The organism is Joostella sp. (genome assembly GCF_048266025.1).
Taxonomy (GTDB): domain Bacteria; phylum Bacteroidota; class Bacteroidia; order Flavobacteriales; family Flavobacteriaceae; genus Galbibacter; species Galbibacter atrarenae.
The window spans coordinates 1-15,457 of record NZ_JBLXAF010000014.1 but is presented as its reverse complement, the minus strand read 5'-3'; the positions used below and the strand labels follow the sequence as shown (position 1 = coordinate 15,457).

Annotated in this window: 11 protein-coding genes; all 11 read right to left on the bottom strand. The window is 33.6% G+C overall.

Going from position 1 to position 15,457, the window contains the following annotated elements:
• A partial coding sequence (locus ACN0TY_RS16380; protein WP_417445303.1) for a TolC family protein occupies positions 1 to 834 on the bottom strand: 834 nt, incomplete at its 3' end.
• Positions 831 to 4,571 carry an efflux RND transporter permease subunit gene (locus tag ACN0TY_RS16375; protein WP_092468854.1) on the bottom strand — a complete coding sequence of 1,247 codons (3,741 nt, stop codon included), beginning with the start codon at positions 4,569 to 4,571 and terminating at the stop codon, positions 831 to 833. The genes ACN0TY_RS16375 and ACN0TY_RS16380, both read right to left, overlap by 4 nt.
• A 111-nt stretch (positions 4,572 to 4,682) precedes the next feature.
• Entirely contained in the window at positions 4,683 to 5,096 is a 414-nt protein-coding gene (locus ACN0TY_RS16370) for an HYC_CC_PP family protein (protein WP_054724093.1), read from the bottom strand.
• A 61-nt stretch (positions 5,097 to 5,157) separates the two neighbouring features.
• Positions 5,158 to 7,107 (bottom strand): heavy metal translocating P-type ATPase, encoded by a 1,950-nt coding sequence (locus tag ACN0TY_RS16365; protein ID WP_054724092.1) that lies wholly within the window; start codon positions 7,105 to 7,107, stop codon positions 5,158 to 5,160.
• Positions 7,104 to 7,466, bottom strand: a complete 363-nt coding sequence (locus ACN0TY_RS16360; RefSeq protein WP_054731062.1) for a DUF3703 domain-containing protein — start codon at positions 7,464 to 7,466, stop codon at positions 7,104 to 7,106. Before ACN0TY_RS16360 ends, ACN0TY_RS16365 begins: the two co-directional genes overlap by 4 nt.
• A 56-nt stretch (positions 7,467 to 7,522) precedes the next feature.
• On the bottom strand, positions 7,523 to 7,936 hold the full coding sequence (locus ACN0TY_RS16355) for a Fur family transcriptional regulator (RefSeq protein ID WP_054724091.1): 414 nt from the start codon (positions 7,934 to 7,936) through the stop codon (positions 7,523 to 7,525).
• A 3-nt stretch (positions 7,937 to 7,939) separates the two neighbouring features.
• The gene (locus tag ACN0TY_RS16350) at positions 7,940 to 9,145 is read right to left on the bottom strand and encodes an efflux RND transporter periplasmic adaptor subunit (protein ID WP_054724090.1); all 1,206 of its coding nucleotides are present in this window, start codon (positions 9,143 to 9,145) and stop codon (positions 7,940 to 7,942) included.
• Between the two features lie 4 nt (positions 9,146 to 9,149).
• Positions 9,150 to 13,484: a CusA/CzcA family heavy metal efflux RND transporter gene (locus tag ACN0TY_RS16345; protein ID WP_054724089.1), complete on the bottom strand. Its 4,335-nt coding sequence runs from the start codon at positions 13,482 to 13,484 to the stop codon at positions 9,150 to 9,152.
• Positions 13,485 to 13,607: 123 nt separating this feature from the next.
• Complete coding sequence (locus ACN0TY_RS16340; RefSeq protein WP_334470970.1) at positions 13,608 to 13,940, bottom strand: hypothetical protein; 333 nt, start codon at positions 13,938 to 13,940, stop codon at positions 13,608 to 13,610.
• Between the two features lie 143 nt (positions 13,941 to 14,083).
• On the bottom strand, positions 14,084 to 15,187 hold the full coding sequence (locus ACN0TY_RS16335) for a DUF4238 domain-containing protein (RefSeq protein WP_417445302.1): 1,104 nt from the start codon (positions 15,185 to 15,187) through the stop codon (positions 14,084 to 14,086).
• A 3-nt stretch (positions 15,188 to 15,190) separates the two neighbouring features.
• A partial coding sequence (locus tag ACN0TY_RS16330; protein ID WP_417445301.1) for a hypothetical protein occupies positions 15,191 to 15,457 on the bottom strand: 267 nt, incomplete at its 5' end.

The window sequence follows — 15,457 nt, the reverse complement described above, 5'->3', positions numbered from 1 at the left end:
AATATGGATTTCAGCAACATTGATATAATCTAATCCAAAACCAATCATTGGACTGCTTTCTTTTTGATTCAATAATTCTGATTGCTCTATGGATTGATAGAGTTTATCAAATTTTAGTAATTCAGGATGTAATGCTAAATTTTCAAAAGTAATATCAAAGTCTTCTGAAGGTATCATTAAACTATCTACCACATTCACGGTAACATCATTATCTCTATTCAATAGATTATTGAAGTTAGTTTGTTCTGCTAAAAACTGTTGTTGCAATACATCTTTTAATTGTTGCATTTCGTTTTGACGCATTTGCAATCGCAACACATCTACTGCGGATGCTTTACCAACCTCTACAGAAGTTAATGCCAACGTTTCATAAGTTTCTAATAGTTTGATGTTTTCAGTTAAAACCTCTTGCTTTGCTTTGTTAGCGTATAAATTATAATAGGATTGTGATACCGAAGCCATTAGTTTTCGCTTTGCGATAACAATGTCCTCGTATTTAGCATCTGCCAATGAACTCACGTAATTTTCTCTCGAAGTAATAGTCCCAAACCACGGTAACATTTGTTTAGCAGATACTTTAAAGCGTTGTGCACCTGTTCGTGTTTCTGGTTCACTTACAAAATAACCTACACCAAATTCGGTATTAGGAATGGTATTGACTTCATTTACTTTTTCAGAAGCTCTTTTGTATTGCAATTCAAATTTTTGAATTTCTGGATTGTTATTTAGTGCAACATCAATAAGCGTTTCTAACTCTTGACTTTGCGCAGAAAGCACGAAGCATAAAGCACAAAGCACAAAGACCGTTTTTATATTGATTTTTATGTATTTCATTTTGTTGCTCTTTTAAGTTGAACTTCGGATTTCCAGCTATATAAAACTGGTACAACAAATAAGGTTATTAAGGCTATAAGCATACCTCCAAAACTTGGTATGGCCATAGGAATCATAATATCGCTTCCTCGTCCTGTAGATGTGAGTACAGGCAAGAGTGCTAAAATGGTTGTTGCTGTAGTCATTAAACACGGTCTAATACGTTTTTCACCTGCTTCTACAATAGATGCTCTAATTTCCTTTTTGTTATCTGGTGTATTTCTATCAAAAGTTTGCGTTAAATATGTTGCCATAACCACACCATCATCTGTTGCAATACCAAATAGTGCAATAAAGCCTACCCAAACAGCCACACTTAAATTAATTGGGTGCATCTGGAATAAATCACGCAGATTTTCGCCAAAGAAACTGAAGTTTAAAAACCAATCTTGACCATAGAGCCATATCATTATAAATCCACCTGCAAACGCTACTGCTATACCTGTAAATACCATTAATGAGGTTGCCACAGAACGGAATTGGAAATACAGTATTAAAAAGATAATTGCCAATGCTAACGGTACAACAACAGATAGTGTTTTTTCTGCTCGTAATTGATTTTCATACGTTCCTGTGAATGCATAGTTGATTCCTTTTGGAACTATTAATTCGCCTGAATCTATCTTTTCTTGGATTAATGCTTGTGCATTTTCAACAACGCTTACTTCTGCAAAACCATCTAATTTATCAAACAAGACATAACCTACTAAAAAGGTGTCTTCACTTTTAATGACTTGTGGACCTTGTTCGTAGCGAATGGTTGCCAATTCGCTTAATGGAACAGGACTGCCTTTTTCAACTGGCACATAAATCTGTTGTAAGTCTGTTGGATTTGCTCTTAATTCTCTTGGGTATCGCACACGAACACCATAGCGCTCACGACCTTCAACCGTTTGTGTTAATACCATACCACCAACTGCGACTTTTAATACATCCTGAACATCTTGTATAGAAATTCCATAACGTGCAATTTTCTCTCTATCAATATCAATTAACAAATAGGGTTTACCGACGATACGGTCTGCAAAAACAGCTTCCTTTTTAACGCCTTCAGCTTCCTTGATGATGTTTTCTAATTGCACACCAAACGCTTCAATTTGCTTTAAGTCTTGACCTTTTACTTTTATTCCCATAGGTGCTCGCATTCCTGTTTGAAGCATTACCAATCGGGTTTCAATCGGTTGTAGCTTTGGTGCTGACGTAACACCTGGTAATTTGGTAACTCTTACAATTTCATCCCAAATATCATCAGGTGATTCAATTTCTGGTCGCCAATTACGATAATATTCGCCATCCTTATCTTCAATCAATTGAGACCTTTGGACATTTAATAAAGTTGATTTGATTATCACTTTGTTCTCGACTGCGCTCGAACTGACATCTATATTTTCGTTATGAATTAATCGACCATCTTTTAATTCAAACAAACCATCCTCATTTACTTTGTAACGTTGGCGCACTCTGCTTTCATTCAGCATATACTCTGGCTTATACTGAATGATGTTCTCATACATAGATAGAGGTGCTGGGTCTAACGCTGATTCTGTTCTACCTGCTTTACCTACAACTGTTTCAATTTCTGGAATACTGGCTACTGCCATATCTAATTGCTGTAAAACTCGTTTGTTTTCTTCTACGCCAGAATGAGGCATAGATGTTGGCATTAGTAGAAATGAGCCTTCATTTAATGATGGCATAAACTCTTTTCCTGTATTCTTCATTATGAAAAACCCTGCAATAACAATCGCAGTAGGAATAGACAAAAACAATAATTTATTATCTAAACACCACTTTAAAATACGCGTATAGTATTTGATGAATAGCGAAAAAACACCTAATAAACCAAAGCATATAATACTTACAAAAATGAGATTCCAAAAGATACTTTTATCAACGCCTAATGGTCGCCAATATTCGGCTAACAGGAATACTATCGCAGATGCTGAAATAATGATATTGATAAGATTAGTTTGTTTGTCTGTTATCTTACTTTGAAGATTGAGAAGTGCTGTAATTCCAAAAGCTATCAAAATCAATCCTAACCAATACCCAAAGACTATTGCTACGACTCCTAAAGCTATTAAAACACCATTTAAAACATATTTAAAAGTGTTTTTAATACTTTTCTTTCTGAATAAAAATGCAGCGAATGGTGGTATTAAAAACAAGGCTACAATTATGGAAGCTGTTAATGCAAAGGTTTTTGTGAATGCTAACGGTCTAAATAGTTTACCTTCAGCGCCAATCATTGTAAAGACTGGAATGAAACTGATTATGGTTGTCATTACTGCGGTAACGATTGCACCAGATACTTCTGCTGTGGCGTTATAAACTACCGTATTAATGGGTTTTGTTCCATCATCTTCATCCAAGTGCCTTATAATGTTTTCTGAAAGTATGACACCAACATCGACCATTGTACCAATAGCAATTGCAATACCAGATAATGCGACGATGTTTGCATCTACACCAAAGAACTTCATTGCTATAAAAACCATTAAAACCGCAACTGGTAGTAGTCCAGATATAAGTACCGATGCCCGAAGATTAAATACCATAATGATAATGACCAAAATGGTAATTAGTATCTCTAATGTTAAGGCTTCATTAAGTGTACCTAACGTTTCTTTAATCAATTCTGTTCTATCATAAAATGGCACTATGGTTACTTGTGATGTTCTACCATCTGCTAATACTTTTGAAGGTAATCCTGCACTTAATTCATTAATTTTTTCTTTTACATTATTAATAACTTCCATTGGGTTTGCTCCGTAACGAGCTACAACAACAGCACCTACAACTTCTGCACCTTCTTTATCTAATAACCCACGTCGTGTTGCTGGACCTAAAGAGACTTTTCCAATATCTTTGATTCGTATTGCTGTATAATTTTCGGAAGTAACGACTGCATTTTCTATGTCTTCAATAGATTTCACATAACCTAAACCACGTACTAAATATTCTGCATTATTAATTTCAATAGTTTGTGCACCAATGTCTTTATTACTTTCCTTAACTGCTTTTACAACGTGATGCAATCCTATATTATATTGACGCATTAATTCTGGGTTGACATCCACTTGATATTCTTGAACATAACCACCAATTGAAGCGACTTCCGAAACACCGCTTGCAGAGGATAGTGCATATTTTACATAGTAATCTTGAATACTGCGTAACTCTTGTAAATCCCAACCACCAGTAACTTTTCCGTTTTCATCACGTCCTTCAAGTGTGTACCAAAATATTTGTCCTAATCCTGTTGCATCTGGACCCAAAGCAGGATTAACACCTTCAGGTAATAAACCACTTGGTAATGAATTGAGTTTTTCTAGAATACGACTACGACTCCAATAGAATTCTACATCTTCTTCAAAAATGATATAGATACTTGAAAACCCAAACATAGACGAACTACGAATGGTTTTTACTCCTGGAATACCTAATAAGGATGTGGTTAATGGATAAGTGATTTGGTCTTCTATATCTTGTGGCGAACGACCATCCCACTTTGTAAATACAATTTGTTGATTTTCTCCGATATCTGGGATGGCATCAACAGCCACAGGATTACTTGGTAAAAATCCAGTATCCCAATTGAAAGGTGCGTTTACAGTTCCCCATCCAACAAAAAGAGCAAGTAGCAGAACTGCAACGAGTTTATTCTCTATAAGAAATTTGATTGCTTTATTAAGCATATGATTTGATTATTAAACAGTTAGACATTGGCGTTAAGAAAACACCGAATACAGCAAATTATCCTTATGACATTATAAAGTCATAGGATAAAACAGTCTATTGTTTAAAAATCAAATTAAATAAGTCTCGTCAATCTTGAAGATTTGCCTGACGACGAGTGGTGGTTCATATTCTTCAAAAGAAGATACATTGTTATCTAAACCTTCAAAAAGGTTAATATAGGTATAAACCAATGAGGCAATGAAAACTTGTTGTTCAAAAGAAATTTTGTCAACTTGTAATTGTAGTTCGTCTTGACCATCAACTACCAATTGTTCATCATTACAACAGTTTTTCTTGGTAATAGCACATCCTTCTGTAGATGGCTTTTGCATTTCCATACCACAACCCTTAGCCTTATTAAAAACAGCTGTTTCTACTAAAGCATCTCCACAAAAATGCATATTAAGCGTAAATGACATTGTAGAGCATAACACTACAAAAGCCATTGCTAAAGACATTATTTTATGGAATACTTGTTTCATACTGTTTGCGAAGTTACGAAATTTTAACAAATGTTCATTTTGTTTAACAGAAGTTTAATGGTTAACTCCATCGCATTCGTTGTAGTCTAACTGCATTTAATATTGCTAATAAAGCCACACCAACATCGGCAAAAACTGCTTCCCACATTGTTGCTAAACCACCTGCTCCTAAAATCAGAACAATTACTTTTACTCCAAATGCTAAAATGATGTTTTGCCATACAATTTTACGAGTGGAACGACTAATTTTAATCGCTTTTACCACTTTTGAAGGTTGGTCTGTTTGAATGATAACATCTGCTGTTTCAATAGCGACATCACTACCTAAACCACCCATTGCTATTCCTACATCACTTGCTGCTAAAACTGGTGCGTCATTAATACCATCACCTATAAAAGCAATTTTATTTTCAGGATTTTGTTTTAAAAGCTCAACTTCATTTAATTTATCTTCTGGTAACAAACCACCTTTAGCCTTTTCAATATTTAATTCTCTTGCTACTTGTTGGGTAATGGAATCCTTATCTCCAGAAAGCATCATTATATTATTAATACCTACTTTATGTAAATTGGTAATTGTTTCTTTTGCATCTTCTTTTAATTCATCTGCAATGACAACATAACCTGCAAATTCATTGTCTATAGATTCTAATACTATAGATTCTACAATAGTTTCTGTTTCCTCTAAAACTTTAATATTATTGGCTGACATTAGGGCTTTATTACCAACTAAAACAGTCTTACCATTTACTATACCTTTTAAACCTTTTCCTGCTATTTCTGTAACTTCGGAAGCCTCATAATCTGCGCCTTCATCTTTATATTCTAAAATAGCTTTTGCAATAGGATGTGTGGATTGTTCTTCCATCGCCATCAGGTACTTCATAAACTCTTTTTCATCCCAACCAATTGCTTTGATTTCTTTTATTTTGAAAACACCTTTAGTAACCGTTCCAGTTTTATCCATCACCAACGTGTTTATCTTGGTCATTGCATCTAAAAAGGAAGCGCCTTTAAATAAAATTCCGTTTTTTGAAGCTGCTCCCAATCCTCCGAAATAACCTAATGGAATTGATATTACCAAAGCACAAGGACAAGAAATCACCAAGAAAATTAAGGCTCTGTATAACCAATCTCTAAAAACATAATCATCTACAAAAAAGTATGGTAGAAACGTAACACCTATTGCTAAAAACACAACTATTGGTGTGTAAATACGAGCGAATTGTCTGATGAATAATTCTGTTTTAGATTTTCGAGCTGTTGCGTTCTGTACCATATCCAAAATTCGAGCAATGGAACTATCTTTAAATTCTTTGGTGGTTTCAATTTCAATAACGCCATCCATATTAATACTTCCAGCAAATACTTTTTCGCCTTTTGCAATCGTATCTGGTTTACTTTCACCTGTTAATGCTGCTGTGTTGAATGAACCTTTGTCGGAAAGTAGAATACCATCTAAAGGGATTTTTTCTCCTACACGTACTTGCACTTTTTCACCAATTTCAACCGTTTCTGGACTTACAGACACATAATTATTGTTGCGATATACCAGAGCTTCATTTGGTCTTACATCAAGTAAGGCTTTTATATTTCCTTTTGCTCTGTTAACTGCTGCATTTTGGAATAATTCCCCAACTGCATAAAACAACATTACTGCAACACCTTCAGGATATTCGCCAATAATAAAGGCTCCAATAGTGGCTATAGACATTAAAAAGAACTCTGTAAATACATCGCCTTTTTTAATACTTTCCCAGCCTTCTTTTACAACAGGAAGTCCAACTGGTAAATAAGCAATACCATACCATATAATGCGAGTCCAATTCTTAAAAAAAGAAACATCAAAATAATCTAAACCTATACCCATCATAAGCATCGTAAAACTTATAATTGCTGGCACATAAGTTTTAAATGCACTTCCATTAGCGTGATTATGACCATCATCGTGAGAATGTTGTTCTTCTGAATTTGGTTTTAAATCCCTTAAATTGACTTTCTTTTTCTTCATTTTGAATTGAATAAATTTTTAATATCATTAGGTATAGGCATAGATTTTAATGGTGGTACGTTTGCACTGCCTGTGTTACCAAGTGGCACGTGGTCAATAAATGATTTCCAACCACCAACAAGTAACCTAATAATTTGACCGAGTACTTCTTTAGCATCTTTTTGCATAAATCCAAACTTTAGCATTAACCAATGTGAATAGGTATGTTCTATTGGGTAAGATTGCCCTATGATATGACTGCGTTCTAAATGATACCAAGCATTACTATACTGCTTATTTTCTAAACAGAAACTATATCGTTTTAATTCTTCGTTATAAGCCTGTTTAAGAGGTTTAGGTATTTTAGCATTAAACTTCATATCCATTAATTTTGAATAAAAGTAGTACAATCGTTAGTGCAATGGAAGTGCATTTGTTATCCACTACACTTATCACATATACCTTTTACAACCAAGTTTACATTTTCTGAAACAAAGCCATCAGGCACTTTAATTTTTGGTATTTTATGGTCTGTTAAGCAAATGGTTTCATTACAATTGTTACAATGGAAATGTAAGTGTAAATCTTTATTTATATCACAACTACAACCTTGTTCACATAAAGCATATTTAGTAATACCTGTACCATCATCTATTTGATGCACAATATCTTTTTCCTCGAATGTTTTAATAGTTCTGTACAATGTAGTTCTATCTGCTTTTTCAAAAGCATTTTCTATATCACTTAATGTTACTGCTACTTGTTTATTTACAAGAAACTTATAAATCAATAAACGCATTGCCGTAACGCGAATATTTTTTAACTCTAATAATTGTTCTATGGTTTGCATAATCTAATGTTCGTGTTCTGCTTCTCCTTTTTTCATTTCGGCTATTAAATAATACGCATTGTTATAAGCGAATTTTGTGATTTTATCTTGTTCTTCAGTAAATTGAACAGCTACCCAATTGCCATCTTTTGCTCCTAAAAGCACTTCAATAGGTTTAAAACTCCAATCGTCATTTTCTTTTTCTGCCGAAAACACGAAAAATCTATCACCTTCTTTTACTATCGCACTTTCAGGAAGTGCTTTTGTTTTGGTGTTCTCTACTTGAATTTTACCTTGGATATACATTCCAGGAATTAAGTTACCTTTCTTGTTTTCAATTTCAGCGTGTACGTGTACTGCTTTAGGGTCATCTTCAAATGTTTTGCTTACGGAATAGATTTCTGCTGTTAATTCTTCATCTTGCATTGTTTGTATATTAAAGCTTACTTTTTGACCTTTCTTAACTTTATACACATCTTTTTCAAAGACCATTAAATCAGCGTGAACGTGATGTGTATTTACAATTTCAAAGAGTTCAGTTTGTGGTTCAACATACTGTCCTGTTTTTACTTCTACCTTTTGCACATAGCCTTCAATAGGACTGCGTAATGATATACTTTGAGCAATTGTTCCATTTCGTACTGATGACGTATTTATGTTTAATAGTTTCAACTGCGCTTCCAATCCATTTACCATAGCTTTAGAGGCATCATATTCGGCTTCGGCCTTTTGAAAATTTGCACCAGAGCCAACTCCCGCATCATATAATTTTTGTTGACGCTCAAAGTTCTTCTTTAAAAAATTACTATTGCTAAAAGCATTCAAATAATCGGTTTGCATTTGAATAATATTTGGATGTGAAAGATATGCCACAATTTGACCTTTATTCACTTTGTCTCCTTCAATCACTTTTATGGATAACACATTTGCACCAACTACAGAAGTTATTGCTGCTTCACTTTGTGGTGGTACTTCCAATGTGCCATTTGCTTCTACATAACCACTCATATTACGCAATGCAATGGTGTCTATCTTCATTTTTAAAGCTTCAAACTGTTGTTGTGAAAGCATCACTTCTTCGCCTTCGCTATGGTCATCGTTTTCTTCAATCTTTTGTTCCTCGTTATGGGAATGACCATCACCTTCCTTATGGCTTTCTTTATTTCCGCAAGCAACAACTAAAAATGAAACTGTTAGTAGTGCTAAAATTATATATTGTGTGTTTTTCATTGTCTTATTGATTAAAATATTGTAATTGAAATGTACTTTCTAAATAGTTTGCTAACGCTGTTTGAGCTTCCAGTTCTGATTGAATAGCTTCTTTTATAAGTTGTGTAAACGCTGTGTAATCAATCTCTCCTTCTTTATAAGCAAACAAAGCACCAGTTTTTTGTTCTTTAATAAGTGGTAATACTTCATCCTTATAGAACAGCCAAGATGTTTTCCATTTTTGGTGATTTTCTTTGGCTTGATTAAATTTAGATTGCACTTCCTTTTGCTTGAACTGCATATTTGATTCGGCAATTTGCCTATCAATTTTTGCAGTTCTAACTTGTGCTTTTGTTGTACCAGATAAAAACGGTATGGAAATACCAGCTTGATAGGTATAAAACCCTGAATTTCCGTTTACTTTTTGCAAACCACCTTGAAGGTTTAACTTTGGTAAATTTTCAGCTTTGGCAGCTTTAAAGTTTGCTTCTGCCTCTGCGAGTTGAAGTTGAGAAACAGTATATAAAGGGTGTGCTTCTATACTAAAGGATTCTACATTTATTTCGCTCGCTATATCAATTTCATCTGAAACCGTATAAAAATCATCTGAAATCAACCACAAGTTTAATTGTTGTAAAGCAATAACATATTCGCTTTTTGATTGCAAAAATTTATTCTGAATCTGTAAGGCTTGATTTTTGGCTGCTGCATATTCCAGTTTAGAAATGGCTTCTACTTCATAATTTAAAGCAACTGCTTTTTCAAAGTTGGTATAAATGGAATCTAACTCTTTGTATAAATTATAATTCCTTTTACTCTGTAAAGCATTTGCCCACGCTTTCTTTACTTCCAGTTCTAAATCTAATTCTGAAAGCTGAAACGCTTTTTGAGCTAACTGAATGCGTTGCTCCAGTAATTTTCTCTTTGGTGCTATACCAAATACATCAATATTTGATTGACCAACTCCAATAGTGGTGTAAATACCATTTCCGTTATTGATTTCTTCACCTCCCGTAAAAATTTGGGTAGTACCAAAATCGAAAGCAGTTCCTTTTAATTGTTGTTGCTTATCAATTTCGAGTTGTTGTTGTTTTAAACTTGGATAGTTTTCTTTAGCCAATTTTACAGCTTCTTGCATCGAAATAATTGGTAACGAATCATTTATTTTTTGCGCATTTCCTGTTATTGGCAACAAAAACATAAAAGCCACCATAGCAGTAACTGTAATTACCTTTTTGTTAGCCCTAAAATTGAATGATTTGTTTTCTACCCAATGATATAATATAGGTAAAACGAATAATGTTAATAGTGTAGAGGTTAACAAACCACCAATTACAACGGTTGCTAAAGGTCGCTGAACTTCTGCACCAGCCGATGCTGAAATTGCCATAGGTAGAAAGCCTAAAACATCTGTAAAAGCAGTTAACATTATAGGTCTGATTCTTCGCTTTGTACCTTCTATAATTCTATCTTTTAGATTGGTAACTCCTTCTTCTTTTAACTCATTCAAACCACTAATCATTACTAATCCGTTTAATACTGCAACACCAAACAACACAATAAAACCAACACCTGCCGAAATACTAAAAGGCATATCACGCAACCATAACGCTACAACACCTCCAATGGTTGCCATTGGGATTGCTATATAAATCATCAAGGTTTGTGGTAAGGATTTTAATGCAAAATAAATCAGTACAAAAATGAGTAACAAGGCAATAGGAACAACAGTTTGTAAACGGTTACTGGCACGTTCTAAATTTTCAAAAGCACCACCATAACGAATGAAATAACCAGAAGGCAGTTCTAATTGTGCATCTAATTTAGTTTTAATTTCTTCTACCAATGATTTTACATCACGACCTCTAACATTGACACCTACATAAGTTCTTCTGTTGGTATTGTCTCTACTGATTTGCATTGGACCAGCTTTGTAGCTAACATCCGCAATTTCACGTAATGGAATTTGCGCACCAGAAGGCAAGTTGATATACAAATTTTGCACATCTGTTATGTCTTTACGATTATGAGAACTTAACCTAACCACCAAATCAAATCGCTTTTCGCCTTCAAAAATAGTTCCTGCTATTCCTCCTGCAAAAGCTGATTGCACAATTTGATTTAATGTATTTATTTGAAGTCCGTATTGTGCCAATTTACTTCTGTTATACGTAATTGTCATTTGTGGTAAACCCGTTGTAGCTTCCGCTTTCATATCGCCAATACCTTCTGTACCAGCAATGATTTTAGATATTTCTTCTGCTTTTTGAGACAGTAGATTTATATCTTCTCCATAAAGTTTAATAGCAATATCTTCTCTAACACCTTCAAGTAATTCATTAAAACGCATTTCAATGGGTTGTGTAAATTCATAGTTAACACCAGGAATTATTTCAACAGCTTCTTTCATTTTTTCAATGAGTTCATCTTTTGTCTCTACAGTAGTCCATTCGCTTTTTGGTTTCAGTATTACAAAAACATCAGCAATATCCATTGGCATTGGATCTGTTGGAATTTCTGCAACACCAATTCGACTGACTATTTTTTCAACTTCTGGAAACTTTGCTTTTACAATTTGTTCAATTTTTGTAGTTGTTTCAATCGTTTCTGTAAGTGAGCTACCGGGTTTTAAGATGGCGTGAAATGCAATATCACCTTCATCTAATTGTGGAATAAATTCGCCACCCATTCTTGTAAACATAAAAACTGCAATACCAAATAATACAACAGAAACACCAATTATTAATTTTCCTTTCTTTAAGGCTTTTTCTAATAGCGGTTGGTATTTACGTTCTACCCAATGCACAAATTTATCGCCATACGATTGTTTGTCATTTTTTGGTGCTCTTAAAATCAAGGCAGACATCATTGGTACATACGTCAAACAAAGTACCATTGCACCAATCATTGCAAAAATGAAAGTCAATGCCATTGGTTTGAACATTTTTCCTTCAATGCCTTCTAATGCTAATATTGGTAGAAATACAATTAGGATAATCAGCTGGCCGAAAAAGGCAGCATTCATCATTTTTTTTGAAGCATCTGCTGCAACGCCATCGCGTTCTTTGGATGTCAATTTCCTTTTCTTTAATACTTGTGATGCAATAAGAAAAACTGTACTTTCTACAATAATTACAGCACCATCGACAATAATTCCGAAATCTATTGCTCCCAGACTCATTAAATTAGCCCAAACATCAAAAACATTCATTAGTATAAATGCGAATAATAGTGATAATGGAATTGTTGAAGCTACTATTAAACCACCTCTCCAGTTTCCTAATAAAAAGATAAGTACAAAAATGACTATTAATGCGCCTTCCATAAGGTTTCCAGCTACCGTTGATGTCGTTTCTGCTATTAATTTACTACGGTCTAATAAAGGTTCAATAATCACGCCTTCAGGCAATGATTCTTCAATTTGAGCCATTCGCACTTTTACATTCTCAATAACATCGTTTGAATTAGCGCCTTTAAGCATCATAACCAAACCACCAACTACTTCGCCTTCGCCATCTTGGGTTAAAGCGCCATAACGAATAGCAGCACCAAATTGTACCGTTGCAATGTCGCCTACGGTAATTGGAATATTGTTTGTGTTTTTAACCGTAATCTTTTTAATATCCTCTAAACTACGCACCAAGCCTTCGCCACGAATAAAATTGGCTTGATGGTTCTTTTCAATGTATGCACCACCTGTATTTTGATTGTTGGCTTCAAGAGCTTCAAAAACATCGGTAATTGTTAAACCAATAGCTTTTAGTTCGTTTGGGTCTACAGCAACTTCGTACTGTTTAATTTTTCCACCTATTGCGTTTACTTCAATAACACCTTCTACCATAGCCATTTGACGCTGTACAATCCAATCTTGCATTGTACGCAAATCAGTAACCGAATATTTGTCTTTATATTCTGGTTTTACTTTAAGTGTGTATTGATAGATTTCTCCTAAACCAGAAGAAATAGGACCCATAGTTGGTTCGCCAAAACCACTCGGAATTTGTTCTTTGACTTCGTTTAGTTTTTCAGCTACTAATTGACGCGGTAGATACGTTCCCATATCATCGTCAAAAACTATAGTAACCACAGACAAGCCAAAACGAGAAATGGAACGGATTTCCTTTACTTCAGGTAAGTTACTCATTGCGACTTCCACAGGATAGGTTACAAATTGCTCAATGTCCTCTGTACCTAAATTGGGTGCTTGTGTAATGACTTGTACTTGATTATTGGTAATATCTGGAACAGCATCGATTGGTACTTGGGTCATACTCCAAATACCTGCTCCAACAATGGTAAGCGTTAGCAAACCAATAATGAATTTGTTATTGATTGAAAAATCAATGATTTTATTAATCATAGAAAATGTATTAATTCAGTTAAACTATTCGATACAATTCTGATATAAGAAATAGAATTGTACGAAATAAAAAGAACCCTTTAGGCTCAAAATTGGATATAGTTATCCTTTAAAAAAACTGAATTATGCCCTTGGTGGCTGGAAAAGTGATTCCAAATATCTGGAAGTGAAGTTTACTTTATGTAAATTATACTGTTTTTTCTCTTCAAATTTTAGTCGATTGGTTAAAGCCAAATTGTTGTTCGCAATAATTAATACCAAAGGGTGACAACATTGATTATGGGAATGGAAAGGTGTATTCTCCTTATCTGGGTTATGATGATGCCCTTCATTTTTTGTATCATTGTCAATGTAATCTTCAACTACATATTCAAGGAAAGAGTCGCCATAGACTTTATGTTCTTGATAATGGGTAATAACACTTGAAATTTCTTTAATTGGACCACAAAAGTCCATATCTATGCTTATCCCTTGAAAAAAGAATAAAATAGACATTGATATGGAAAAAAATATTTTCATATAATTTAGACAAATATATAAATTATTTAATGCAATGGTGTTGCAAATGATGTTGCAAATGATGTTGCAAAAGTATTATACTACCACTTACCCATTTTAGAAAGTACTTTTTTATACTTCAGCATTTGTATGTCATCCTTACAATAAGGGTGTTCTAATAACTCTTTTAGCTTACCAATAAATTCATTGGAAACAAATCCTTTTTTCTTTAAAATCTCAAATAGAATTAGAGCTTGTTCCGCTCTGTATTTAGCTTTTTTGACAAATTCCTCACCATTTTCTGGTTTTTCATAATGACTTTGAATATCGAAATGTTTATCAATATCTCCTTTATAACCAATTAATAGTTTTTCTGCATTCTGTTGGGTTACTCCATTTGTAGTGAATACATAGTCTCTATCTTGTGTAAGACGATTAATTCTTGTTTGGCCATCTGCATAGTCATTGGGATGAATTTCTAAATAATGTGAGCGGTCTAATGGTAAAGTTATTACTGCTCTTGGGTCATATAACCCTTGAAAACGATTTGTTTCAAAATGCCTGATGGATACAGGATTATCGCAAGTTATGAGAGGTGCATTCGCATCATTAATTTTAATAACATTAATAGTACAGTCATATTTATATTTTACAAAATTCCCCCATTGTTCTAAATGGTTTACTAAAAAAACCGTTCTTGAACGTTCGTTATGTTCTTTTTTTACAGCTTCAATATCATCAATGTGAAACTTTATTTTTTCACCATATAAGTTCATTTTTATCAATCCTTCTTCATCTGCTGTATGAGCTGCTTTATCAAAAATTTGATTATTCATACTCCGTTGAAGATTTAAAATTCTTGGTGTTCTAAAATATAGTGAGAGACAAACGTAGAGTATCTGTATTTTTTCTTCTTGGGTTACCGTTAAAGCTTTTTCATCAATAAGCAGGGAATAGACTTTTTGAAATTCACTATCTACATTTTCAGCGTAATGTTTTTCTAATGCATATTTAATCTCATCAGATTCTGCTGGAATAGTATATATGTTTTTCTCAAAACAAATATCTTTAGTACTAATCTGTTCTAAAAGAATATCATCATCAGTTTTATAAACATCAACAAAATAATTTCTTTTTCTACCTTCAATTCCAAAGTTCTTTAAATATGAACGTGGAATATAATGTTGTTTTATTGGGTTTGACATACTTTATTTTACTTCGTTTAAAGGCATTTCTTTACTGCCTATTTTATCTAATAGACTTTCAATGTTATTTACTATCTCTTTAAAGAATTTTGGATTATCAAGTACTATTTCAAATCTATTTTGTGAAGAGACATACTGTTTTAAAGTAAACTTACCTTTGCTAAAACTCTTAATGTTATTGAACTTTTTATCACTATTATTGACGGTATCGTTGTTTTTAATTATACCCTTATGATGAACAACTAAATTACGTACTTGTCTAAAATTATC

Bases quoted from the DNA above. Each gene is read 5' to 3' on its own strand.
- ACN0TY_RS16375 (WP_092468854.1), bottom strand. From the start codon at position 4,571: ATGCTTAATAAAGCAATCAAATTTCTTATAGAGAATAAACTCGTTGCA.
- ACN0TY_RS16370 (WP_054724093.1), bottom strand. From the start codon at position 5,096: ATGAAACAAGTATTCCATAAAATAATGTCTTTAGCAATGGCTTTTGTA.
- ACN0TY_RS16365 (WP_054724092.1), bottom strand. From the start codon at position 7,107: ATGAAGAAAAAGAAAGTCAATTTAAGGGATTTAAAACCAAATTCAGAA.
- ACN0TY_RS16360 (WP_054731062.1), bottom strand. From the start codon at position 7,466: ATGAAGTTTAATGCTAAAATACCTAAACCTCTTAAACAGGCTTATAAC.
- ACN0TY_RS16355 (WP_054724091.1), bottom strand. From the start codon at position 7,936: ATGCAAACCATAGAACAATTATTAGAGTTAAAAAATATTCGCGTTACG.
- ACN0TY_RS16350 (WP_054724090.1), bottom strand. From the start codon at position 9,145: ATGAAAAACACACAATATATAATTTTAGCACTACTAACAGTTTCATTT.
- ACN0TY_RS16345 (WP_054724089.1), bottom strand. From the start codon at position 13,484: ATGATTAATAAAATCATTGATTTTTCAATCAATAACAAATTCATTATT.
- ACN0TY_RS16340 (WP_334470970.1), bottom strand. From the start codon at position 13,940: ATGGACTTTTGTGGTCCAATTAAAGAAATTTCAAGTGTTATTACCCAT.
- ACN0TY_RS16335 (WP_417445302.1), bottom strand. From the start codon at position 15,187: ATGTCAAACCCAATAAAACAACATTATATTCCACGTTCATATTTAAAG.